Source organism: Cetobacterium sp. NK01 (assembly GCF_024506395.1).
GTDB classification, from domain to species: domain Bacteria; phylum Fusobacteriota; class Fusobacteriia; order Fusobacteriales; family Fusobacteriaceae; genus Cetobacterium_A; species Cetobacterium_A somerae_A.
Map to the genome: position 1 here is coordinate 197,013 of NZ_JANIBO010000001.1, position 22,337 is coordinate 219,349.

Annotated in this window: 25 protein-coding genes and 5 tRNA genes; 9 read left to right on the forward strand and 21 right to left on the reverse strand. The window is 28.2% G+C overall.

What is annotated here, in order from left to right; genetic code table 11:
- Positions 1-77: 77 nt before the first annotated feature.
- The 8 genes from NON08_RS00980 to NON08_RS01015 all read right to left on the reverse strand — a co-directional run bounded on the left by NON08_RS00980 (position 78) and on the right by NON08_RS01015 (position 3,888).
- On the reverse strand, positions 78-914 hold the full coding sequence (locus NON08_RS00980; protein WP_256689672.1) for a MurR/RpiR family transcriptional regulator: 837 nt from the start codon (positions 912-914) through the stop codon (positions 78-80).
- An 84-nt stretch (positions 915-998) separates the two neighbouring features.
- A complete protein-coding gene (locus NON08_RS00985) occupies positions 999-2,483 on the reverse strand; it encodes an alanine/glycine:cation symporter family protein (protein WP_256689673.1) in 1,485 nt (494 codons plus the stop codon).
- 17 nt (positions 2,484-2,500) lie between these two features.
- Positions 2,501-3,220 carry a gamma-glutamyl-gamma-aminobutyrate hydrolase family protein gene (locus NON08_RS00990; RefSeq protein ID WP_256689674.1) on the reverse strand — a complete coding sequence of 240 codons (720 nt, stop codon included), beginning with the start codon at positions 3,218-3,220 and terminating at the stop codon, positions 2,501-2,503.
- Between the two features lie 257 nt (positions 3,221-3,477).
- A tRNA-Asp gene (locus NON08_RS00995) sits at positions 3,478-3,554 on the reverse strand.
- 5 nt (positions 3,555-3,559) lie between these two features.
- A tRNA-Glu gene (locus NON08_RS01000) sits at positions 3,560-3,634 on the reverse strand.
- Between the two features lie 6 nt (positions 3,635-3,640).
- Positions 3,641-3,716 (reverse strand) — tRNA-Lys (locus NON08_RS01005).
- Positions 3,717-3,721: 5 nt separating this feature from the next.
- A tRNA-Met gene (locus NON08_RS01010) sits at positions 3,722-3,797 on the reverse strand.
- 3 nt (positions 3,798-3,800) lie between these two features.
- Positions 3,801-3,888, reverse strand: a tRNA-Leu gene (locus NON08_RS01015).
- Between the two features lie 153 nt (positions 3,889-4,041).
- Here NON08_RS01015 and NON08_RS01020 point away from each other — a divergent pair.
- Positions 4,042-4,248, forward strand: coding sequence for a hypothetical protein (locus tag NON08_RS01020; RefSeq protein WP_256689675.1), 207 nt, complete (start codon positions 4,042-4,044; stop codon positions 4,246-4,248).
- A gap of 23 nt (positions 4,249-4,271) precedes the next feature.
- Here the strand turns inward: NON08_RS01020 and NON08_RS01025 are convergent, their stop codons facing one another.
- Positions 4,272-4,850 carry a 3'-5' exonuclease gene (locus NON08_RS01025; RefSeq protein WP_256689676.1) on the reverse strand — a complete coding sequence of 193 codons (579 nt, stop codon included), beginning with the start codon at positions 4,848-4,850 and terminating at the stop codon, positions 4,272-4,274.
- A gap of 285 nt (positions 4,851-5,135) precedes the next feature.
- On the opposite strand from NON08_RS01025, the gene NON08_RS01030 reads away from it, so the two are divergent.
- Entirely contained in the window at positions 5,136-5,843 is a 708-nt protein-coding gene (locus tag NON08_RS01030) for an NAD-dependent protein deacylase (RefSeq protein WP_256689677.1), read from the forward strand.
- Between the two features lie 58 nt (positions 5,844-5,901).
- Here NON08_RS01030 and NON08_RS01035 read toward each other — a convergent pair whose 3' ends face one another.
- On the reverse strand, positions 5,902-6,273 hold the full coding sequence (locus NON08_RS01035; RefSeq protein WP_256689678.1) for a winged helix-turn-helix transcriptional regulator: 372 nt from the start codon (positions 6,271-6,273) through the stop codon (positions 5,902-5,904).
- Positions 6,274-6,431: 158 nt separating this feature from the next.
- Here NON08_RS01035 and NON08_RS01040 point away from each other — a divergent pair, with 158 nt between their 5' ends.
- Positions 6,432-6,950 carry a DJ-1/PfpI family protein gene (locus tag NON08_RS01040; RefSeq protein WP_256689679.1) on the forward strand — a complete coding sequence of 173 codons (519 nt, stop codon included), beginning with the start codon at positions 6,432-6,434 and terminating at the stop codon, positions 6,948-6,950.
- A gap of 23 nt (positions 6,951-6,973) precedes the next feature.
- Complete coding sequence (locus tag NON08_RS01045) at positions 6,974-7,261, forward strand: putative quinol monooxygenase (protein WP_256689680.1); 288 nt, start codon at positions 6,974-6,976, stop codon at positions 7,259-7,261.
- A 55-nt stretch (positions 7,262-7,316) separates the two neighbouring features.
- Here the strand turns inward: NON08_RS01045 and NON08_RS01050 are convergent, their stop codons facing one another.
- The 4 genes from NON08_RS01050 to NON08_RS01065 form a co-directional block, all read right to left on the reverse strand.
- Complete coding sequence (locus NON08_RS01050; RefSeq protein ID WP_256689681.1) at positions 7,317-9,869, reverse strand: FAD-dependent oxidoreductase; 2,553 nt, start codon at positions 9,867-9,869, stop codon at positions 7,317-7,319.
- Positions 9,870-9,872: 3 nt separating this feature from the next.
- Positions 9,873-10,862: a DMT family transporter gene (locus NON08_RS01055; protein WP_256689682.1), complete on the reverse strand. Its 990-nt coding sequence runs from the start codon at positions 10,860-10,862 to the stop codon at positions 9,873-9,875.
- A gap of 134 nt (positions 10,863-10,996) precedes the next feature.
- Positions 10,997-11,770 carry a MerR family transcriptional regulator gene (locus tag NON08_RS01060; protein WP_256689683.1) on the reverse strand — a complete coding sequence of 258 codons (774 nt, stop codon included), beginning with the start codon at positions 11,768-11,770 and terminating at the stop codon, positions 10,997-10,999.
- 223 nt (positions 11,771-11,993) lie between these two features.
- On the reverse strand, positions 11,994-12,392 hold the full coding sequence (locus NON08_RS01065; RefSeq protein WP_256689684.1) for a hypothetical protein: 399 nt from the start codon (positions 12,390-12,392) through the stop codon (positions 11,994-11,996).
- A 186-nt stretch (positions 12,393-12,578) separates the two neighbouring features.
- Between NON08_RS01065 and NON08_RS01070 the strand changes: the two genes are divergently transcribed.
- Together NON08_RS01070 and NON08_RS01075 are read left to right on the forward strand one after the other, a co-directional pair.
- Positions 12,579-12,944: a hypothetical protein gene (locus NON08_RS01070; RefSeq protein WP_256689685.1), complete on the forward strand. Its 366-nt coding sequence runs from the start codon at positions 12,579-12,581 to the stop codon at positions 12,942-12,944.
- A gap of 15 nt (positions 12,945-12,959) precedes the next feature.
- Positions 12,960-13,388, forward strand: a complete 429-nt coding sequence (locus NON08_RS01075; protein ID WP_256689686.1) for a hypothetical protein — start codon at positions 12,960-12,962, stop codon at positions 13,386-13,388.
- A gap of 35 nt (positions 13,389-13,423) precedes the next feature.
- Here the strand turns inward: NON08_RS01075 and NON08_RS01080 are convergent, their stop codons facing one another.
- Complete coding sequence (locus NON08_RS01080) at positions 13,424-14,011, reverse strand: DNA-3-methyladenine glycosylase I (protein WP_256689687.1); 588 nt, start codon at positions 14,009-14,011, stop codon at positions 13,424-13,426.
- Positions 14,012-14,120: 109 nt separating this feature from the next.
- On the opposite strand from NON08_RS01080, the gene NON08_RS01085 reads away from it, so the two are divergent.
- Both NON08_RS01085 and NON08_RS01090 read left to right on the forward strand, forming a co-directional pair.
- A complete protein-coding gene (locus NON08_RS01085) occupies positions 14,121-14,528 on the forward strand; it encodes an NfeD family protein (RefSeq protein ID WP_256689688.1) in 408 nt (135 codons plus the stop codon).
- A 10-nt stretch (positions 14,529-14,538) separates the two neighbouring features.
- Complete coding sequence (locus NON08_RS01090) at positions 14,539-15,417, forward strand: SPFH domain-containing protein (protein ID WP_256689689.1); 879 nt, start codon at positions 14,539-14,541, stop codon at positions 15,415-15,417.
- A gap of 322 nt (positions 15,418-15,739) precedes the next feature.
- Here the strand turns inward: NON08_RS01090 and NON08_RS01095 are convergent, their stop codons facing one another.
- Both NON08_RS01095 and NON08_RS01100 read right to left on the reverse strand, forming a co-directional pair.
- On the reverse strand, positions 15,740-16,435 hold the full coding sequence (locus NON08_RS01095) for a pirin family protein (RefSeq protein ID WP_256689690.1): 696 nt from the start codon (positions 16,433-16,435) through the stop codon (positions 15,740-15,742).
- A gap of 69 nt (positions 16,436-16,504) precedes the next feature.
- Positions 16,505-17,245, reverse strand: coding sequence for a murein L,D-transpeptidase catalytic domain family protein (locus NON08_RS01100; protein ID WP_256689691.1), 741 nt, complete (start codon positions 17,243-17,245; stop codon positions 16,505-16,507).
- 145 nt (positions 17,246-17,390) lie between these two features.
- Here NON08_RS01100 and NON08_RS01105 point away from each other — a divergent pair, with 145 nt between their 5' ends.
- Positions 17,391-17,849, forward strand: a complete 459-nt coding sequence (locus NON08_RS01105; RefSeq protein ID WP_256689692.1) for an FUSC family protein — start codon at positions 17,391-17,393, stop codon at positions 17,847-17,849.
- A 63-nt stretch (positions 17,850-17,912) separates the two neighbouring features.
- Here NON08_RS01105 and NON08_RS01110 read toward each other — a convergent pair whose 3' ends face one another.
- The 4 genes from NON08_RS01110 to NON08_RS01125 all read right to left on the reverse strand — a co-directional run bounded on the left by NON08_RS01110 (position 17,913) and on the right by NON08_RS01125 (position 22,334).
- The gene (locus NON08_RS01110; RefSeq protein WP_256689693.1) at positions 17,913-19,562 is read right to left on the reverse strand and encodes an alkaline phosphatase; all 1,650 of its coding nucleotides are present in this window, start codon (positions 19,560-19,562) and stop codon (positions 17,913-17,915) included.
- Positions 19,563-19,646: 84 nt separating this feature from the next.
- A complete protein-coding gene (locus NON08_RS01115; protein WP_256689694.1) occupies positions 19,647-20,660 on the reverse strand; it encodes an ABC transporter ATP-binding protein in 1,014 nt (337 codons plus the stop codon).
- Between the two features lie 5 nt (positions 20,661-20,665).
- Complete coding sequence (locus tag NON08_RS01120) at positions 20,666-21,451, reverse strand: ABC transporter permease (protein ID WP_256689695.1); 786 nt, start codon at positions 21,449-21,451, stop codon at positions 20,666-20,668.
- Positions 21,441-22,334, reverse strand: coding sequence for an ABC transporter permease (locus NON08_RS01125; RefSeq protein ID WP_256689696.1), 894 nt, complete (start codon positions 22,332-22,334; stop codon positions 21,441-21,443). The genes NON08_RS01120 and NON08_RS01125 overlap by 11 nt, the downstream gene beginning before the upstream one ends.
- Positions 22,335-22,337: the final 3 nt, after the last annotated feature.

The window sequence follows — 22,337 nt, forward strand, 5'->3', positions numbered from 1 at the left end:
TTGCATTTCCTGATTTACAAAATAAAAAAATATTTTATCAAGCTTTCTATAAATTAACTAAAAGACTAGTTTACTAATTACTCTAAGTATAGATAATCTTTGAATGAACTGACTTCTTCCAAATCTTTATAAATTTGATCCTTATTTTTCTCATAAATACTAGTTAAAATAATATTACACAACTCCATTGGAACCATATAAGAATTAAAAAAACTATCATTATCTACTGCAACTTTAAATATAATATCACTATTCATACTAATCTCTGAAAATAATTCGCTTGTCACTAAGATCAACTTAGCACCTTTTTTTCTTACTAATTTAGAAATTTGAACCTCATCTGTTAAATATCTAGGAAAAGTAAATAGCAATACACTATCCTCACCTTTTAAATGTATTAAACTTTCTAAAAGACCAATTCCACTCTCTTGCAGAAGCTCTACATTTATACCAATCCTTTTCATATGCCAAGATATAAACTGAGCGACTCCTCTACTACATCCCATACCAACTATAAATACTTTTTTAGTCGAAAGTAAAACACTTACCGCTTCCTCTACTTTATTTGAATCTATTTGTAAAAGAAAAGATTCTATATTTTTTAGATCTGATTTTATTACTTTATTTACAATGTCATTTCCACTTTGAAAATTATTCCATTTTTCTAAAATTTTATTTTGAGGTTTTTTAAATGAATTTATCTGAATCTTTAAATATGTCTTCAAATCAGAAAACCCTTTAAAACCTATATTCTTTGAAAATCTTACAATTGAAGCATCACTGGTATTTAAAACTTTTCCTAAATCTAATGCTGACATATCCGAAACTTTTTCAGGATTTGATATTATGTACTCGGCTATTTTTTTTTCTCCTTTTGTTAAAGATTTAGTGGATAAATTTATTATTTTTTCCAAAACATCTCCTCCCTGCGATAATTTAATATACTATGATTATACTATATAATAATTAATAAAAAAAGGAGGTAGTACCTCCTTTTTTTATATTACTTCAGCTATTTCTTCCTCAATATCTACATTTTCTTCCTCTAATTCTTGATAAAACAAAGGAATCTCTTTTTGATTTTCTTTTAAAATATATCTTTTTTTATAATCTTCAAAAAGTTTGAAAAATGTTCCACTTAAAAGTAAAAGTGTTGCAACATTTATAAATGTTGGAACTGCTGTTGTAAAATCTGCAAACAACCATACAGTACTACCTGGCATTCCTATTGTTACAGCTGCTAAAACCATTAGAAATCCAGGTAATGGGTAAAATATTCTATAAAACTTAAGGATAAAGTTTTTTAGTTTAACATTTTTTTTCATTAAATGTCTTAAAATTATTTCATAATAAGCATACCAACCTGATGAAGTTGTAACTCCAAATATAAATATTCCACTTGCTATAAAAACTTTACTAAAACTTCCCATTCCTACTTCAAATGCCGATAATGTTAAAGTTGCACCTGTAAGCCCTGTTGACCATTGTCCTGTTATTATTATTACAAGAGATGTTATACTACAAACAACCATTGTATCAACAAAAACCTCAAATGCTCCCCATAATCCTTGTCTTATTGGATGATTTGTTTGAGCTGAAGCATGAATCATAGGAGAACTTCCCCATCCTGCTTCATTACTAAATACTGATCTAGCCATTCCTACTCTCATAACCTGAATAAAGCTTGCACCTATAAATCCTCCAAGAGCAGCATTACCTGTAAATGCACTTTTAAATATTAAAGAAAACACAGATGGTAAAAGCGATATATTTTTAATGATTATAAACATTCCTGCAAATATATAGAAAAAACACATAACTGGAACTATTTTAGCTGCTAATTTTCCCAAATTTTTTATCCCACCGATTATAAGTATATAATTACAAACAACATAAATTAAACTAGCTTGTAATATAGTTACTCCAAATGCAGAGCTAACAGCTTCAGACACAGTATAATTTTGAACTGTTATAAAGAATGTCGAAAAAATCCCTCCTCCGAATATTACTGCAAATATCCACCACCATTTATAACCCTTTTCTTTTCCTAATCCCTTTTCCATATAATAAGTTGGTCCACCATAATGATTATCCTCTTCATCTTTTTCTCTATAATAAACTCCTAGCGATACTTCACACATTTTTAATATCATTCCAACAAAAGATGCTACCCATAACCAAAATAATGCTCCTGGGCCACCTGTTGCCATAGCTGTTGCAACCCCCCCTATATTTCCAACACCTACAGATCCACCAATGGCTGTTGCAACTGCCTCAAAAGGAGTTATTAATCCGTGAGCTCCTTTCTCTGCTTTATTTCCTTGTTTTATAACTTTAAATATTGTCTCTCCCAAAATATGCTTTATATGAACTATTTGAAAAAATTTTGTTTTATAAGTAAAATAAAATCCTGTTCCTAATATTGTAATAATAAGTGGTAATCCCCATAAAAAACTAACAATCCATTCAAATATTTCTAACATTTTCTCCCCATCTCCTTTTAGTAACTTTTTTCTACTAATAATTTAAAAATCTTTACCATATCTTTGTTTCCTCTTGCTACCATCATTTCAGGATGCCACTGGATTCCCAAGCAAAATTTATGATCTATTTTTTCTATTGCTTCAACTACTCCATCACTAGATTTAGCAATAATTTTAAATCCTTTTCCTAAGTTTTTAACTGCTTGATGATGAAAAGAATTTGTTCTAATAGACTCACCATATAATTTTTCTAAAGTACTATTTTTTTCAATAAAGACATTATGAACTTCTAACTCAGGATAAAGATCTTGTCTATGCTTTAAAACTTCATCTTTAAAGTAAGATAAATCTTGATATAATGTTCCTCCGAAATATATATTTAAAAGTTGATGACCTCTACAGATGCCCAATATTGGTTTTTCGGTCTTCAAAAATTCTTCTAATATTTTTATTTCGTTATCGTCTCTTTCAGGTGAGATAACTCCCATTTTTTCTTTAAAATCTTCTCCATAATAAATTGGATTTATATCTGGTCCACCTGACAAAATTAATCCATCCAATAATTTTAGTTGTTCTTTAATTACTTCAATATTACCTGTTGTAGGAATTATTATTGGTATTCCTCCCCCCTCTATAACTCCTTTTGTATAATCAATACTAACTGTTGTTCTATGATAATTTCTAAGTCCGTTTTCTTTTTCATGTGATGATGTAATTCCTATTATTGGTTTTCTCATAACTGCTTTGTATCATAAATACATAAAAGTATTTATTTATACACCCTCCTTTTTCTTAAAATTTATTGTTTGATATTCTCTAAATTCAAACTTTTTGTAGCGTTACTACTTTTTACCTCATCTTTGTAGTTTTGTCAAATTTTTTATATAAAATAATAAAAGAGTAGCAACTCATGAATGTTAGCTGCTACTCTTTTAACTTAATAATTCTATAAAATAAAAAAAAGATGTATTTCTACATCTTTTAAAGACCTTAATGGCGGGAGTGACGAGGGTCGAACTCGCGACCTCATGCGTGACAGGCATGCGCTCTAACCAACTGAGCTACACCCCCATTAATGGTACCCCGTAGGGGAATCGAACCCCTGTTTATAGAGTGAAAATCTATTGTCCTTACCACTGAACGAACGGGGCAAGTATTGGTGCGTCATACTGGGCTCGAACCAGTGACAACACGATTAAAAGTCGTGTGCTCTACCATCTGAGCTAATGACGCATATTTGGTGGCGGGGGCTGGATTCGAACCAACGACCTTCGGGTTATGAGCCCGACGAGCTGCCAACTGCTCTACCCCGCGAAATGGTGCCTGGGGCCGGAATCGAACCGGCACGCTATCAGATAGCTCAGGATTTTAAGTCCTGTGCGTCTACCTATTCCGCCACCCAGGCGTTCAGTTAAGAAATTTGACTTCTTCCTGACGACTTAATTATCATACCAACTTTTCCAAAAAAAGTCAACTACTTTTTTATTTGTTTTCTTTTTTTTACCAATAATGATATAATAAAACAAAAGTAATTTAAATTTTTTTAAGGATGGTTTCTATGATAAACAACAATTTTTTTCAAAACAAGAGAAAAAGAGCTCTTTTCTTTGCCAATATAATATTAATTTTATTTATATCTTTTCATTTATTTCAAATGGACTCTACTGATGAAGAGTTAATGACTTTTATTTTATTTTTAATCGGAGATATCGCTCTTTTAATATACCAAATAATCTCTATAATAAAAGGCCGAAACAAGCAATAAAAAGTGCTTTTATAGCACTTTTTTTATTGCTTAGATTTTTCTAAAACTTTAGCTATATTTTTATAAACCTCTCTTGTTGCTTTTATATCTTCTAAAGCGTCATGAGCATTTTCTAAAGAAACATTGAAATATTTACACCAAGTTTCTAACTTATTATTTTCTAAAATTGGTAAAATTTGCATAACTTGAAGAGATTTAACTAAATTAAGAGTACATACATTTAATTTAAAATCTATAAAACTTCCCATATATTTATTATTTAATCTATTATAAAAGTTATAAAGCATTCTAAAATCAAATGGATAATTGTGGCAAATCATAATTAATTTATCATTTTTATCATACTTATCTACATATTTTGCAAAAATATTTTCTAATTCTTTTAATGCTTCTTTCGGTTCCTGTTCTTTATTAAGCTCTTCTAATGTCAATCCAATAGTTTTTAAAGCACTTTCTGAAATTTCCGCTCCTTTATGGGGTTTACATCTAATATTAAACCACTCTACAACCTCGTTATCTATCTCAATAGCACCTGCTATTTGAACTACTGCAGAGTTATCCGTTAATCCTGTCGTCTCTGTATCTAAATATAATAATTTCATAAGATACCTCCTATTTCCCTTTAGTAAATTAATAATACTCCATCATTTTTAAAATTACAACGCTATTTTTAAATCTTTTTTATTTTTTTTATAAATTTAAAACTTTTTTATAAAATCCCTGGTCTAAATTGTATAAAAGTGTTAAAAGTAAAAAATAATTTAATCCCCCCCAAGATAAGAACCTCTCTCCCCCCCAGAGGTTCTTATTATTTTTTGCAAATATAATCTAATAGTAATATAATTAAAAAAATAGAATTTTTAATTTTTAAAATGGAGGTAATTTAAATGAATGAAAAATGGGATAAATTAGCTAACATTATAAAAAATAGCAATAACATTGTTTTCTTTGGCGGAGCTGGAACTTCAACAGAAAGTGGAATTCCTGATTTTAGAGGGAAAGATGGTCTTTATAGTAGAAAATATAAAGGATATGATCCTGAAGAGATATTACATATTGATTTCTTTTTAAAAAATAGAAAGCTTTTTAATGAATTTTTAGAAGAAAAAATGAATTTTAAAGATATCAAACCCAATAAAGGGCATAGAGCTTTGGTTAAATTAGAAGAGATAGGAAAATTAAAAGCTGTTATAACACAGAATATTGATAATTTACATCAAGATGCTGGATCTATAAATGTTTTAGAACTTCACGGTAATATTTCATATTTTTATTGTTTATCTTGTGGAAAAAAAGAGTCTCAAAATTTTAGATGTGACTGCGGCGGTATTACTCGTCCACCTGTAACTCTTTATGGAGAAAATTTAGATGAAGAAGTAACAAACTTAGCTATTAATGCCATAAAAAAAGCTGATACTTTAATTGTAGCTGGAACTAGCTTAACTGTATATCCCGCCGCTTACTATCTACAGTATTTTAAAGGAAAAAATTTAATAATTATAAATGCTGATGAAACTAAGTACGATCAGTATGCGACTTTAGTAATTAGAGATAGTTTTGCACAAGTTATGGACTATGTAGTTAATAAAATATAATTTTTTTAACCAAAGGTAGGTATTTTTTATTTAAAAACCTACCTTTTTAAATTATCTTTTATTTTTTCTCTTGTTTTAACTCCTCTACTCGTTTTTTTCCCCAGCTATAAAGCATATCAATTATAGGAATTAAAGTTTTTCCTAATTCCGTTAATGAGTATTCAACTTTCGGTGGAACTTGTGGATAAACTCTTCTTTGAATTATTCCATCTTCCTCCAACTCTCTTAGTTGATTCGTTAACATCTTATGAGATATTTTATTAAATAATCTTTGTAGCTCACTAAATCTATGAGTTCCCTCATGACCTAAATGCCAAAGAATTACTACTTTCCATTTCCCACTTATTATAGATAAAGTTAATTCTTTTTCACAATTAAACTCATTATTTTCAATTTTCTTTTTTATCTCTTTTCTTAAGTTATCACTCATTAAAATCCTCCAATTGAAACTTTTTTTATAATCATAGTTACAAAAAAGTAACTATATTACTAAATAGTGCATTCTTTACTAAAAAAAGTATTACTACTATAATGATAATATAATTTTTCACATAATACAAATTTTATACAATTGGAGGTTTACATTTTATGAAAAAAAAAGTTTTATTTATTATTCCGCCTGAGCGTTTTAACGAAGAGGAATTAAATATTCCAAAAAATGTTTTAACAGATAATGGAATTGAGGTTGTAGTATCTAGTACAAGAATTGGTGAAATTACTGGTGATTATGAAGGAATAGCCATTTCTACAAATATTTTTTCTGATTTAAATATTAACGACTTTGATATAATCTCTGTTATTGGTGGTTCTGGAACTATTGACTATCTATGGGAAAATAAATCTTTAATAAAGTATTTAAATGAAGCTCATAAAAAGAATATTCTTATATCTGGAATATGTGCAGGAGCTGTTAGTATAGCTGAAACGAATCTACTTGCTAATAGAAGTGCAACATGTTATCCTGTTGATATTATGATTAATAAATTAATTAAACATCATGCGAATTATTTAGATAAAAATGTTGTTGTTCATGAGGATATAATTACTAGCAATGGTCCTGATGGTGCAAAAGATTTTGGTTTAGCATTATTAAATCTTTATTTATAATTAAATTAAAAAGGAGTATATTTATGATCAAAGTAGTTGCAAAGTTTTTTGTAAATCAAAACAAAATAGAGGAATTTCTTAAATTATCTAAAGAACTTATTGAAAATACTCGAAAAGAAAATGGATGTATTAAGTATGAGCTTTTTGAAGACAATACTAAAAGTACTATTTTTTCAATAATTGAAGAATGGGAAAATATTGAAGTTTTAGAATCTCATTTTGCTTCTGAACATTTTATTAAAATCATACCTCAGTTAGAGATTCTTGTTACGCAACAAATAGAAGTAAATATTTATAAGCAAATTATTTAAGATAACTCTTATAAAAATAAAACCTCTAAGCTATATATCCTTAGAGGTTCTGTTTTTATTTTAAAACTATTCTTTTTGTTTCTAATCTATTGTGCATTCCATAATTTTCACTTCTTTTTTTGGCATCTTTTTTATAATAACACTCACCATGAATAAGCTGTAAAATATGAAGCGAATCTAATCCACCTAATTCCATACTACCTCTACAAGATCCACAATATGAAATTATATGATCTTGAGTAGCATCCCTTACTCTTCTATCAACGATTTTCTTATATAAATCTGAATTTATACAACCAAGCATCCCTCCTACACCACAGCATCTTGTATTTTCTCTTATATTTGCCATCTCTTCAATTTTATATCCAAGTTGTGATAATATCCATCTTATACTGTCGTGATGTGATGTAACCTCTCTTGTAGGACATGAGTCATGGATATTAAATATAACATCTGACACCTCTCCAATTCCTTTTTGTGATTTAGGTATCCCTATTATTTCCCTCATTAAATCCCAATATGAAATAACTTTTCTTCCTGAATATTTTTCATATGTTAAATAACATGATGGACAAAGAGTTACAATTACATCAGCATCAATATCATCTATCTCTTTTTGTACTCTAGAGTATCTCTCTTCAAATAATTTTGTTTCTCCTATAATTTCAGTTGGTCTAGCACAACATTGAAGTATTATTCCTACATTCTCCTCTCCTAAAGTTTCTTTCATATGTTCATATGTTTTTTCAACTAATTCTGGAAATGATGCTGGAACAGTACATCCAGGAATTAATACATATTTACTTTGTTTTTTCCCAGGAATAGTCACTGAATATTTTTTGCTGCATTCTAGTTCTTGACCATCATCTAATCCTATATGTCCGTCTAAAGGAGATATATCTCCATTTGCTTTTACATACTCTTTTCTCATCTCTATAAAGTTTTCTCTTATTTCAAAACTATTAGGACATTTTATAGTACATTGTTTACATTCATTACATGAATATGCAATGTTCATATCCATATTTTCATATCCATTTTCTAAATAATTTTTAAATAACTCCTTTGGACATGTTGTATATTCAGGCATCATCATACACTCTTTCATACAAAGTTTACATTCACATTGTAAGCATCTATTAGCTTCTTCTAAAGCAACTTTATGTGTAAAAGTTTTTTCAACTTCTAAAAATGTTTTTATTCTTTCTTTAGGATCTAACTGCTCACCTTTTCTTCTTTTTATTTTACTATCTAAATCCCAACTTTCTGGAAGATATTCTATCGGTAAATAAAGCTTAGTTTCACTTTTTCCACCCTCTAAAGCTATATCTCTTCCTGACCAAATATCCTCATTATTTAAAAATCTTATAATTGATTTAGCTGCTCTTCTTCCCTCTGCCATAGCTTGAACAACTATACTTGAAGAAGCACAATCTCCTGCATAAAAAACTTTTGGATTCTTTTTACTTTGTAAACTCTCTTTACAAAATTCAAATTTTTCTCCATTATTTATGCTTAAATCTATATTTTGTCCTATTGCAAAAATTAAACTGTCTATTTCTAATTTTTCTATATTTTCCTCATTAAATTTCGGATTAAATTTTCCCTCTTCATCAAAAATAGATTCACACTTTTTTATAGAAATCTCTTTAACTCTTCCATTTTTATCAACAAAAATCTCCTCTATTCCCGAGCTTGGAATAAATTTTACTCCTTCTTCTAATGCTGCTTCTACCTCATGTTTAGATGCCGTTAATGTATTAAGATCTTTTTCTAAAAACATTACATATGAATTTTTAGAATTTTTTAATCTCAAAGCAGATCTTGCGCAATCCATAGCAACATCTCCTCCACCAACTGTTAGAATATTTCCTCTGATATCTTTTGAATCCTTTGTTAATGATACCTCTTCTAAAAACTTTACAGCTGATAATATACCTTTAGCATCAAAGTTATTTAAAGATTTATCTATTCTACCAATTTGCTTTCCAATAGATATTAAAATAGCATCGTATTCTTTTTCTAAAATTTCAAAACTTATATCTTTTCCAATTTCTACATTAAATTTTATTTTTCCCCCAAGTTTATTTATTAAACTAAATTCACTTTCTACTATCTCTCTTGGAAGTCTATACTCAGGAATACCATATCTCAACATTCCACCGCAAAAAGAATTTTTTTCAAATATAGTGACTTCATGTCCTTCTTTTAAAAGTGTTATTGCTCCTTGAGCTCCAGCAGGTCCAAATCCAATAACTGCGATCTTTTTTCCTGTTGATTCCTTTTTTGATAAATCCCACATTTTAGGATCATCAAAATTATCTGCTATATATCTTTTTAATCCTGCTATAGATATTGCTTCATCTTCTTCTCCTCTTCTACAAGCCTTTTCACAAGGATGAGCACAAACTCTTCCTAAAACTCTTGGTATAAAAAGTTCTTCTCTTATAACTTTTATAGCCTCTTCTCCCTTATTTTCTCTGATAAGAGCTATATATTTTTTAGCATCCGTATTCATTGGACATGCTGTAGTACAAGCTGACTTTTCCTCTCCCATACAGTTATCCACAATATATTTCATATTTTCTATAATTTCTTTTTTCAACATCTTTTATACCTCTTTTAAATTTTGAACTTTTGATCTTTTCCCAAAAAACTCTTTAAAATCTACTGCAAATATAAATACTCCTAATATTATAACTAATCCACAAATAGCTAAATATGGTGTTATTTCTGTTCCTAAAATTAAACTACTAAAAGCAATTGCCCAAAATGCAGCTGTACTATTTAAAGCTGTTCCCATTGAAGCACCAATATAATTTACTGCTTTATACCATGATAAATAAGTTATTGCTCCTAATATTGCAATTCCTGGGAAATATATTAATTCATTGTTTGTTGCTAATTGCCCTACCACTTTATACCCATCTACCATAGGCATTATTATTGCTCCATATGCAACAAATGATGTTAAATATCTCAGTGTTAAAAATTGTTCTGGAGAGGCTTTTATATGATCTTCATTCTTTATTTTTTTCATAGCATATCCAATTATAACTCCTTCTGAAGCCCATCCTAAAACTGCTAGTAATGTAAACGCCATCCCTTTATAAAACTCTGGATACATATTTAAATCTACTTTTGAATATCCAAGGGCCGCAGACCCTATTAAACTTACTGTTATTCCAATAATAGCTCTTTTTGAAAGTTTTTCTTTAAGTATAAAATATGATAATATCGCTCCTACTCCTGGATATATAACTGATAAACTTGATGCATAGGCTGGCGCTGCGTATTTAATTCCTATTACATATCCACTCATTCCTATTGGAGCTCCAACTAATGCTGCTAAAAATGTTACTTTTCCCTTTTTTGTTTTCAAAAGTTTTAAAGTATCTATAAGTTGTTTATTAAAAAGAGCTACTAGCACTAACCAGAAAAAACAAAAAGCATCATGTAAAAATGCTGAAACTAAAGTACTTGAAGATGATGTTTTTAAAATTGTACTCTCTCCTACAAGTCCCATTAATACAGTATCAAGTCCCCATGCAAATCCAACTAATCCCCCAAAAAATAATCCTTTTTTCAAATTTCCTTCCATAAAATCCTCCTCAAGTTTTTTCAATAATGCTAGTATATTAAAAAAATAACGTAACGTCAATATTTTTTTGACGTTACGTTAAAATTGATTTAAAATAAATTTTATATGATTAATTTATAATCTTTTTTGTAATTTTATGAAATCTTTATAAAAGCTTTTGTTATTAAAACAACTTTCCGCTCTCTTTTACAAAATATTCTAAATTTATTTTCTACGTAAATTTCATTTTCGTAGTTTAACTCTTTCTCTTTTAAATATTTTTCCATTTTTTGAAAAACTTCAATTTGTTTATTTAAGCCATCTCTAGAATAAGCAACCACATATTTGCCATCCTGCAATATATAATCACCACTTTTATGAGAGTAAAGTTCTAAAGTGTATTCATCACTCTCTTTTAATAATAATTTCTTAAAATCTCCACAATAAGTTTTTTCATCCATTATGTCATAATTTTCTAAATTCCAAACACTTTCAACATCTGGGTCCTCATAAATTTTATTCATCTCTTTAACTGAAAAGTATCTTCTTAAAGGCATCTCTTCAATGGCTATATAAACATTTTCCATATCTAATTTTTCTATTATATCCATCTCTTCTAAAATTTTTTCATTTTGCCATTTTAAATAATTTATTGTCTTTTCATTTTCTTCAACTCTAGATTTTAAAAATATATTTTTTTGATTGCAACATTTATTTCCCAAAAGACCCTCTATCTCTTTTAAACTAAACCCTCTATTTTTAAGCTCATTTAAATATATAAGTTTATTTATTTCCTCTTTAGAATAAAGTCTATTTCCTCTTCCTTCTTGAGTCGATTTTATTAATCCAATCTCTTCATAATATCTCAAAGTTCTTGTTGTTAAATCCATACTTTTTACAATATCTCTTATTGAGATATATTCCTTCATTTAATAACCTCCTTATAGAAAATTTAAATTTATATCCTCAATATTATATCAAAAAATCAAGCATAGAAAAAGATCTCGTACTAATTATTATTAACATCTTTTAAGAATTTTGTTATTTATCTTGTAGTTTGTTATAATTATGAACTCTTACGTTATAAATAAAAAGCTGCTAAAGAATCTCTCTAGCAGCTTTTTTATATAGCAACTCAATCTCTTCATACTTTTAACTCAATTTTCCAACAGTTACACCAATTACTTCATCATAAAATAGTGCTAAAAAGCTCAATTTAGTTATATGCTCAGAGTTGGCAATGGATACATCTTTTAATGGTAAAAAATTATCATAAATAGAATTTTGTAAGTCATTGTCACGTAAAACTAAACTTAGAGGATTTACTTCTGATAAAGATTCATGCTCTTTTTTACTTGAACCGAACCCTAAAAACTCCTCTTTCAATTCTTCTAAAGTCATAATATCACCAGTTATTATTCCACCACCAGTGATAAAGGACAATCTCAATCTTGGAATTGTAACTCCTGTTGCAGTATTTTCCAATAATGATTTTTCTAAATTAAATTTACTTAATATATTAAGTTTTTTTATAAGTTCTTTTTTATCCATAAATCTCAACCTCCAATACAGTTGCTATAATAACTGTATTATATTCTTTTAATTTTTATTGTCAACTACTATTCTTTTTTCAAATTTTTTCTTAAATATTTTTTATTTTTTTAAAAGAAATCTAATTTTTTTTTGTATTTATATTTAAAAAGTATTGTTTGAATTTTTAAGGAGGAGGAGCTTGCAATGTCCAATCAACTTCAAAATTTTATTAATTATTTAGCTATTACTAAAAATATCAGTTCAGCTGACAAAGTTATTATTTTACAAAAAGATATCTACTATACTAGAACTTTAATTTTAAAATCAAATCACACACCTATTGAGAAAATACAAAAGTTTATTATTGAAAAAACGGATACTTATTATGATGATTCAGATAAAAAACATTTATTACAAACTTATAAAGATATGGAATTACTGCCCCTATATTCTCATCTGCATAATCTGCATAATTACTTAATTATGAAAAGAAATGGAATACTTTATAAAGAGTGCGGTAAAAATTTAACTGATTATATTTTAAAAGATATTCTTTTTGAAATATATTAATTTAGGAGGGGTATTATGAAAAAATTATTGTTTACTTTAACTTTCATCTCTTTATTAGCAGGATGTAATACTGATAGCAACAATGCTCAAAAAGCAATTAATGATTCTGCAAGTCCATATAAAGAATATTCTATAAACGATACTAAAGTAGCAAATACTGTAGAAGAAAACATCTTAAAAGCAGAAGCTGAAAAATATGGCTTTGATTTGAAAACTTCTTCAGCACATATGATTAGCTTTAAAAAGATAGGAAGTTATGGATCAGGAGATATTAGAATTATTGCATTCTTAAATTCAAAAGGTATTGAAGCTGCCCAAGATAAGGGGTATATAAATATAAATAGATTTGTTGCATATACTTGTAAATTTGAGTATAGTTATAAAACTGAGAAATACATATGGACATCTGATTATCCATATGCATCTACTAGTACTTTATTTTAAAGATAAAATGGATGAACTTATTGTTCATCCATTTTTTAATCTCTAAATTGACATTCTAATAAATGATCGTTTACTATTCCCACAGCTTGAAGATATGAGTAAACAGTTGTACTCCCTAAGAACTTAAATCCTCTTTTTTTCAGATCTTTCGCTATCATATCTGATAGATCTGTTTTTGCTGGAACTTCACTTAAGCTTGACCAATTATTTTTTATTATTTTTTTTTCTGTAAAAGACCATATATATTCATTAAAAGATCCAAATTCTTTTTGAACTTTTAAAAACTCTTTTGCATTACTTATAGATGACTCTATCTTTTTTCTATACCTTACTATTCCAGGATTTTCCAACATTTTTAATATTTTATTTTCATCATATAAGGCCACTATATTTGGATTAAAGTTATCATACTCCACCCTATAATTTTCTCTTTTTTTTAATATTGTTATCCAACTTAACCCTGATTGAGCTGATTCTAAAACTAAAAATTCAAAATGAATTCTATCATCATAAACAGGCTTTCCCCACTCTTCATCATGATATTTTCTGTATAAATCGCTACTTTCACACCAAGGACATCTTATCATATAATCACCCACCAAGTTTTTATCACATAATATCATTTATATTTCTTCATTTCAATTTAATATTTTCTTAATTCATTGCTTCTTAAGTAGTTTTATGTTAGTATTTTCATAATTAGATTAATCTTTTAAGAAAGGAGCTATGCTCATGTTACTTTGGTTTATTATAGGGATCATTTTTTTAATTGTTGAAATCTTAACATTTGGACTTATATCTATTTGGTTCGCACTAGGGGCTTTTTTAACAATGATTTTTTATGAAGCTTCTTTAGAAAATCAGTTTTATATTTTCGTCGGTGCCTCTTTACTTTTTTTATTTTTAATCCGAAAGCTTGCTTTAAAACATTTTAAAGGAAATAGCAAGGAATTAAATCGTATTAAAGGAAAAGTTGTAAAAATCGAAAAAATTGAAATTCGTGGAAGCAATAATTTCTATACTGTATATTTAGATGGGAAAATCTGGGAAGGTATATCTAAATCTAACTTCAGCGTTGGAGATGAAGCTATTGTCGAAAAAATTATGGGAAACAAATTAGTTTTAGCTAAAAAATATTAGGAGGGATTATATGTTATTTTTATTTATTTTAATACTTATTGCTGTATTTTTAATTGGAACACATATTAGAATCGTTGCTCAATCACAAGCTTTCGTTGTAGAAAGATTAGGAGCATATTTAGCTACTTGGGATGTTGGTTTAAATGTTTTAATTCCATTCGTCGATAGAATTGCTAAAAGAGTATCTTTAAAAGAACAAGTTATTGATTTTCCACCACAACCTGTTATTACAAAGGATAATGTTACTATGCAAATAGACTCTGTTGTCTATTTCCAAATTACCGACCCTAAATTATATACTTATGGTGTTGAAAATCCTTTAAATGCCATTGAAAATTTAACAGCAACAACTTTAAGAAATTTAATTGGAGAGTTAGAACTTGATGCTACTCTAACATCAAGAGATACAATCAATACTAAAATGAGAGTTATTTTAGATGAAGCTACCGATCCTTGGGGAATAAAGATAAATAGAGTAGAACTTAAAAATATCATTCCTCCTGCTGAAATTCAAGATGCTATGGAAAAACAGATGAAGGCAGAAAGAGAGAGAAGAGAGTCAATTCTTAGGGCTGAGGGACAAAAAAAATCTGCTATATTAGTTGCTGAAGGAGAAAAGGAGGCTACTATCCTAAGAGCTGAAGCTAAAAAAGAAGCTGCAATTAAAGAAGCTGAAGGAGAGGCTGAAGCTATTCTTAGTATCCAAAAAGCTAATGCTGAAGCTATTAAACTTATTAAAGAAGCTGCTCCTGATAAAAGTGTTCTTATGATAAAAGGAATGGAAGCTTTTGAAAAAGTTGCAAATGGTCAAGCTACAAAAATCATTATTCCTAGTGAATTACAAAATATAGTTACTTTAAGTGAACTTTTCAAAGAGTCACAAAAATAATTAATTATTATATTGCATGTGTAACAATTTATATATCACTTAAAAATATATTTTAAGAATTTTTATTTCAAAAAAATATTGTGTTTTTTTAAAAATTACGTTAAAATTATACCAACAACTTGGCTATTTACGATAAAATAAGTTGGATTTAGTTTTTATACTATATCGCATGTATATTTTACGTAGCGTTAATTTTTTTCAATATTAAAGATTTAAAATTTCAAAGCTAAGTTGAAAAGAGAGTAAGTTGGATTTAGTTCTTATACTATATCGCATGTGTACTCTCTTTTTTTATAAAAAAAACTGAGAATTTATCTCAGTTTTATTTTTTCTTTATTTCAAAAATTAACATGTGAGTATCTTCTAAAGAGTTAATTTCGATATTTTCATCTCCCATTATTGCTTCATATTTATCCGCAATTAAATCTGATATTTTTGTCTTTCCCTGAAAAAATGCTATATAATAACCATATCCTTTATTTGGAGAAAATTTTATTTTTCTATTTTTTTCTAAATATAAAGCATATATATTTACACTCTGATTTATCTTTATAGGAGCTTCTTTCTCACCAGAGGCTATTAATAAAAGTTTATTAACTCTATCTTCCCATTTAAAATCAACTTGTCCATACTTTGGTTCATAACCATTTTTATCAGGAATTATCCAAATTTGCACTAATCTGGTTTCTATATTCTCCTTATTAAACTCTGAATGGGACACCCCTTTTCCTGCACTCATATACTGAACTGATCCTTTTTCAACTTTTTTTTCTTCATTATGGATGTTGTCTTTATGAGTTATCGCTCCTTCTAATATATATGTTAATATCTCCATATCTTTATGTGAATGAGTTTCAAATCCTGTGTGAGGAGCTATAATATCGTCATTTATAACTCTAAGAGGTCCAACTCCTAAATTATGAGAATCGTAGTACTCACCAAAAGAGAAATGATGCAGAGAATACAACCAGTCAAATTTGCTTTCTCCCATATGACTTTTTAATTTTTTTATTAACATTTTTTACCCCCTTACAACTACTCATGCTTTTGTAAAGTTTATTCTAAAAAGTATGCTTCTATCCTTTTTCTAAATTATTGAGCTTTTTTTTATATAACTTGATGAATCTGTATGTATATAAAGTAATCTTCCATCTTTTATTTTATTTATAACTTTATCAGATATATCTTTAGGTATTGCAGGGCATCCCAAACTTCTATCTAATTTTTTTGCACCTGGTTTGGGTTTTGCATATTGTGATCCATGAACTACTATTGCTCTTTCTTTAGCTTTATCATTTATTCCTTTTTCTAATCCATCTATCCTCAACGAATATCCATATTCACCATTATACGTATTTTCAGTTCTATAAAATCCAGGTGAACTTTTAAAAGAATTTACAACATTTGAAAACTCTCTCGGTATACTTTCTCCACTATTTTTTCCATGCATAACATATGTTGAAAATAGTGTCTTTTTATTTTTCAAATCAATTACAAAAAACCTCTCTTTAATCGAAGATTTTGTAAAATCTATTATTGTTATAATATCCTCTTTTACATCTTTTAATTTTTTCATCCCTGATATAGCATTAGAAAAAGTAGTAAATTCCATTTTATTTCTTAGATTTAACTCCTGATACAATTTTTCTATTGAACTATTTGGTGAAAAAGAAAATTTATCATTAGTAACACTCCTATTTTTTACCTTTATATTCTCGATTGAAAGAGATGGATTCAAATTTAATTTTTCATTAATCGAATAACTTCCCATTGAAGCCATAGCAGAACTAGCTAAAGTAAACAAAATAAATATTGTACTCTTGATCATAAATACTCCTTATTATTTTCTATTATCTTAAATTATATATTAGTGTATATAATTAGTAAAGTTTTTTTTCTTTTTTACAGGAAAGTTTAATCAACTATTGTATTAAAAGTTAAGCCCACAATTTAAGTGAAGGAGTTTAAATTTTATGGATCAACTAATTCAAAAAACTATAATCACTATTACATCTATCGTTATTACAACTGTAGTCGGTCAACTTTTTAATGTAGAACCTATTGGTCTTTTTTATACAGCAATAACTTGTGTTATTATAACTCATGTAGATTTTGATAAACTAATTGAAAATGCTAAAAATAGAGGCTTTGGTACTCTAATCGGAGGAGTTATTGGTATTATCTTTTCGTATATTCCATTTCCATTAATATTAAAAGTTATTATTGGAGAATTTATCATCATTTTCTTTTGTGAGAAAAAATTAAATATACCCTCTGCTATCGCTTCTGTAGTTTTTCTAATTATTGTCTATAGAATTACCTCTGAAGCTCCATACTTATATGGATTCAAAAGAGTTCTAGACACATTTATTGGAATTATTATAACCGTGGTTATTACATATATCTTTAAAAAATTAAACATTTTAAAATAATAAAAGCCACTTTAGAGTATTTTTAATATATTTTACTCTCAGTGGCTTTTTTATTATCTTCTATTATTTTATATCTTTTATAGCTGCATTTGGAATGAATACCTCTTTACCATTAAATACAACTATTCCATTAAACTTAACTTTTTTTCCATCTGTTTCATAGTAATTTTTATTTTCATGGAATGTGTACTGCTTTCCATTTTTACTTAATTTGAATACAGGTTGGAATTTATTTGTTGAATCTATATCTAACTCTATTCCCATATCTTTAATTTTTTTACCAGATACAAATAACTCATCTGTTGCTTTATCTAAATCTAAATTCATAGCTTTTGCAATATACAAAGCTATATCAGAATTATTAACAGTTCCTGTTAACTGATTTGCATGGTTAGATGTGTAAACATAAAGAGGTACATCCTCTCCCGTATGCCCATTTGTTGTCCAACCTAAATGAGCTCTTTCACTCATAGCTTTTCCTAAAATTGTCTCTATCTCAGATGTTTTTTGAGTTTTTTCAATCATATTTAACTCTTCTGTTGTTAAGTCTAATCCTAACATCTCTTTAGCTAAACTTTTTGTATTAGCTTTATCTTTAGATATTTTTTCAGCTGTTAGAACCTCTGTAAATTTAGCTTTTTTCATATCTTTTGTAAATACATCTACTGGTAGCTCTGGATAATTTTTAGATGTTTTTAAGTTTCCTATAGATAATCCACCAGTTCCATGATCTGTTACTGCTACTACTAAAGTATCACTATTTTTCTTTGCATAGTCTAATGCTACTCCTACAGCTTTATCAAAAGCTGCATACTCTGATGTAATGGCAATTGGATTATTTGCATGTCCAGCCCAATCAACTTTAGATCCCTCTACCATTAAGAAAAATCCATCTTTATCTTTTGATAAAAGTTCAATAGCTTTCTCTGTCATCTCTGCTAAAGATGGAGTTGTTGCTTTATCACGATCTAAATCATAAGGTATATCTTTTTCAGCAAATAGCCCCCATACGAAATCTTTATTTAAACTTTTCATCTCATCTAAAGTTTGAACAATATTATAACCATTAGCTTGTAATGACTCTAACATGTCCTCTCCATCAGTACGCTTTTTAGAATTTGCTTCTATTGCATTATCCTTTTTAAGATAACTTCTTCCCCCTCCAAAAACTACATTTAGATTTTGATGAACTTGTTGCTCTCCTATTACAGAGTAGTTATTTCTATGTATTGAGTGTGTTGTAAAATCTGCTGGAGTAGCGTGTAAAACTTCAGAAGTTGCAACAATTCCAACAGCTTTCCCCTCTAACTTAGCTGCTTCTAAAACAGAAGCTGCTGGTGCTAACTCATCTCCTACCTCTGGAACTCTTGCTCCATTTAAAGTTGCTGCCTTAGGTTTTACCCCTATTAGTTTATCTTGTGTTTTCCATCCTGTTGCAAGAGCTGTTCCTGCTGGTGCTGAATCTGCTATAAAAGTATCTGAGTTATAAGTTTTTACCATTCCTGATGCCATCTCATCAATATTTAAACTTTCACCATTATTATATACTGCTCTAGCTAAAGTTGAAACTGTTGAACTTGATCCATCTGGAATTAAAAAGATTACATTTTTAGCAAATCCTGGCTTTACATCTTTTAATTGTACCCCTTGTGTCACTGCTGTCATTGTTAAAAATGCTGTTAGTGTAACTAACTTAATCTTCATTTTACTCATCTTTACTCCCCCTTAGTTTTTATTTTCTAAAATCAGTCTAACATATAGATGTTAAATAAGTATAAAATTTTCGTAAAAGTTTTGTTAATAATATCTAATCTCTTTTTTTAAAAACATTAAGTCCAAAACTGATTCCACTTCATAAAGTTTTCCTTCTCCTCTATTTAATACATCCACTCTTAAGCTTACACCTTTACATTCAACAAAATATCTTATTACATTTCCTAGTATAGAAAAATCTTTTACTACCCCTTTTTTTATTATGAAATTATCTAAGTTATAATTTCTTTCTATTTCTCTTATATAGATAGCCTCTGGTCTTATAGCTATATTCCCAAATATTTCATTTCCAAATATTCTTTTTGTTTCCTCATCTTTTAAAATATTATAGTTTCCAATAAATTGAGCCATAAAAACTGTCTTTGGATTTGTATATATCTCTTCTGGAGTTCCCACTTGAACTATATTTCCCTTATCCATTATAAAAACTCTATCTGAAATTGTAAGAGCTTCCTCTTGATCATGAGTCACAAAAATTGTTGTAACATTAGTTTCTTTTTGAATCTCTTTTAATTGTTCTCTTAAAGATTTTCTAACTTTAGCATCTAAAGCTGATAGTGGTTCATCTAAAAGCAGTATCTTAGGTTCTGTTGCTAAAGATCTAGCTATAGCAACCCTTTGCTTTTGCCCACCTGAAAGTTGAGCTGGATAAAAATCCCTTTTCTCTTCTAAATGAACTAATTTTAACATCTCATCAACTTTTTTTTCTATATAAGCCTTTTTCATCTTTTTCATCTCTAAACCAAAAGCTATATTTTCAAATACTGTCATATTTGGAAAAAGAGCGTAGTTTTGAAAAACCATTCCTATGCCACGATCTTTAGCTGATTTATCTGTTACATTTTCTCCATCAATATAAATATCTCCATTATTAACATCATTTAGTCCTGCAATACACCTCAACAATGTTGATTTTCCACAACCAGATGGCCCTAATAATGTTACAAACTCACCTTTTTTTATATTAAAGTTTATATCCTTAAAAACTTTAGTTTTATCATATCTTTTCTCTAAATTTTTTCCAACTATAAAGTTCATAATATTTATCTCCTATTATTTTTTTCCCCTATATAAAAAGCTGATCCTGTCAACATTAGAAGTATCATAAAGTATACTACTACTAAAGCACTTGAATAATGTCCACTATATCCAGATTTTATGCTATTTATGTACATCTGAACAGTCTGAAATTTTCCTCCAACTAGCATATTTACTAATAAAAACTCTCCAAATAACATAGAAAAAGTTAGCAACATTGAAACACTTAATCCCTTTGATATATTAGGAACTATCACTTTAAAAAAAGCTACTTTTGTGCTGGCCCCTAATATATTAGCACTTTCAACTAACTCTTTTATATTTAATCCATCTAAACTATTTTTTATCCCTCTATAAACAAATGGATAAGCTAAGACAAAATATACTCCCACTAAAATATAAGTTGTTCCTACTAATCTAAAAGGTTCATTTGAATATAATTTTATAAGTCCTACAACTGATACTGCCCCAGGAACAGCAAAACAAATTAATACCAATAACTCCATCATTTTTTCTATTTTTTTAAAATAATAAGTTGTCACAAACACCGTTGGGACAAGCACTATTCCTATAAAAAACAGAGAGATTAAACAAATCCAAAAGCTTTTTCCCACAGCATTTAAAAACATTTCATTTTGAAAAATCTCTAAATACCATTTTAATGTCAATCCTTGTGGTAATAAAGTATTTGTCCATTTTGTACTTAACGAATACACCAATGTCCCTAATATTGGTAAAAATAGTGCAGTTAATATAGTTGTTACAATCCACATATGAATTTTATTTTTCATATTTTCCTCTTTTCTTTTTTAGCATCACTTCATTTATTATTACAACAAAAATCAATATTCCCCCTAGTATTATTGACATTGCACTAGCTATGCCTGGTTCATAAGCTACTTCTCCAGCTATATAGCTAGTAATTCTTATTGTCATTACATTATATGTTCCATTTGTTAAAGCTAACGTACATGCATAAGCTCCCATTGCATTGGCAAACATTATTAACATTGTTCCTAAAATTTCCTTTAACATAACTGGAATTCCAACTCTTTTCCAAAATGTAAAAGTACTTCCCCCCATTATATTAACCATTTCTTGCCATTGCGGATCTACTCTATCAAATACTGGATATAATAAAAGCAATCCTAGTGGCAACTGAAAATATATGTACATAAGCATCAAACCAGTTTTTGAATAAACATCAAACCCATCTATTAGTCCAATATTTTTCAGTAAAATTGTCATTACACCATTACTTCCAAGAAGAATTATGAAAGCAAAAGCAAGTGGTATTCCACTAAAATTTGAAAGCATATTTATAAATAGTAATATATTCTTTTTCGAACTATTTTTTAATCTGTTTAAGGAGTATGCTCCTTGAAGAGATATTAATAGTCCCATAAAAGTTGAAACTACAGCAAGTTCTATTGAATTAAAAATAGACTGCTTTATAAATTTACTTTTTAATATATATTCATAGTTCTCTAAAGTAATCTCATTAAATTCATTTAAAAAGCTTCCTATGAAAACTGAGATAAAAGGACTTATTAAAAACATTCCTATTAATATTATAAAGGGAATAAGTATTAAAAATCCTTTCTCATGTTCTTTTAATCCTCTTTTCGGTATACTTATTTTTTTGGATTTCTCAAGTTTTAAAATATTTTCCAAGGC

Bases quoted from the DNA above. Each gene is read 5' to 3' on its own strand.
- NON08_RS00985 (WP_256689673.1), bottom strand. From the start codon at position 2,483: ATGTTAGAAATATTTGAATGGATTGTTAGTTTTTTATGGGGATTACCA.
- NON08_RS00990 (WP_256689674.1), bottom strand. From the start codon at position 3,220: ATGAGAAAACCAATAATAGGAATTACATCATCACATGAAAAAGAAAAC.
- NON08_RS01020 (WP_256689675.1), top strand. From the start codon at position 4,042: ATGATAAACAACAATTTTTTTCAAAACAAGAGAAAAAGAGCTCTTTTC.
- NON08_RS01025 (WP_256689676.1), bottom strand. From the start codon at position 4,850: ATGAAATTATTATATTTAGATACAGAGACGACAGGATTAACGGATAAC.
- NON08_RS01030 (WP_256689677.1), top strand. From the start codon at position 5,136: ATGAATGAAAAATGGGATAAATTAGCTAACATTATAAAAAATAGCAAT.
- NON08_RS01035 (WP_256689678.1), bottom strand. From the start codon at position 6,273: ATGAGTGATAACTTAAGAAAAGAGATAAAAAAGAAAATTGAAAATAAT.
- NON08_RS01040 (WP_256689679.1), top strand. From the start codon at position 6,432: ATGAAAAAAAAAGTTTTATTTATTATTCCGCCTGAGCGTTTTAACGAA.
- NON08_RS01045 (WP_256689680.1), top strand. From the start codon at position 6,974: ATGATCAAAGTAGTTGCAAAGTTTTTTGTAAATCAAAACAAAATAGAG.
- NON08_RS01050 (WP_256689681.1), bottom strand. From the start codon at position 9,869: ATGTTGAAAAAAGAAATTATAGAAAATATGAAATATATTGTGGATAAC.
- NON08_RS01055 (WP_256689682.1), bottom strand. From the start codon at position 10,862: ATGGAAGGAAATTTGAAAAAAGGATTATTTTTTGGGGGATTAGTTGGA.
- NON08_RS01060 (WP_256689683.1), bottom strand. From the start codon at position 11,770: ATGAAGGAATATATCTCAATAAGAGATATTGTAAAAAGTATGGATTTA.
- NON08_RS01065 (WP_256689684.1), bottom strand. From the start codon at position 12,392: ATGGATAAAAAAGAACTTATAAAAAAACTTAATATATTAAGTAAATTT.
- NON08_RS01070 (WP_256689685.1), top strand. From the start codon at position 12,579: ATGTCCAATCAACTTCAAAATTTTATTAATTATTTAGCTATTACTAAA.
- NON08_RS01075 (WP_256689686.1), top strand. From the start codon at position 12,960: ATGAAAAAATTATTGTTTACTTTAACTTTCATCTCTTTATTAGCAGGA.
- NON08_RS01080 (WP_256689687.1), bottom strand. From the start codon at position 14,011: ATGATATTATGTGATAAAAACTTGGTGGGTGATTATATGATAAGATGT.
- NON08_RS01085 (WP_256689688.1), top strand. From the start codon at position 14,121: ATGTTACTTTGGTTTATTATAGGGATCATTTTTTTAATTGTTGAAATC.
- NON08_RS01090 (WP_256689689.1), top strand. From the start codon at position 14,539: ATGTTATTTTTATTTATTTTAATACTTATTGCTGTATTTTTAATTGGA.
- NON08_RS01095 (WP_256689690.1), bottom strand. From the start codon at position 16,435: ATGTTAATAAAAAAATTAAAAAGTCATATGGGAGAAAGCAAATTTGAC.
- NON08_RS01100 (WP_256689691.1), bottom strand. From the start codon at position 17,245: ATGATCAAGAGTACAATATTTATTTTGTTTACTTTAGCTAGTTCTGCT.
- NON08_RS01105 (WP_256689692.1), top strand. From the start codon at position 17,391: ATGGATCAACTAATTCAAAAAACTATAATCACTATTACATCTATCGTT.
- NON08_RS01110 (WP_256689693.1), bottom strand. From the start codon at position 19,562: ATGAGTAAAATGAAGATTAAGTTAGTTACACTAACAGCATTTTTAACA.
- NON08_RS01115 (WP_256689694.1), bottom strand. From the start codon at position 20,660: ATGAACTTTATAGTTGGAAAAAATTTAGAGAAAAGATATGATAAAACT.
- NON08_RS01120 (WP_256689695.1), bottom strand. From the start codon at position 21,451: ATGAAAAATAAAATTCATATGTGGATTGTAACAACTATATTAACTGCA.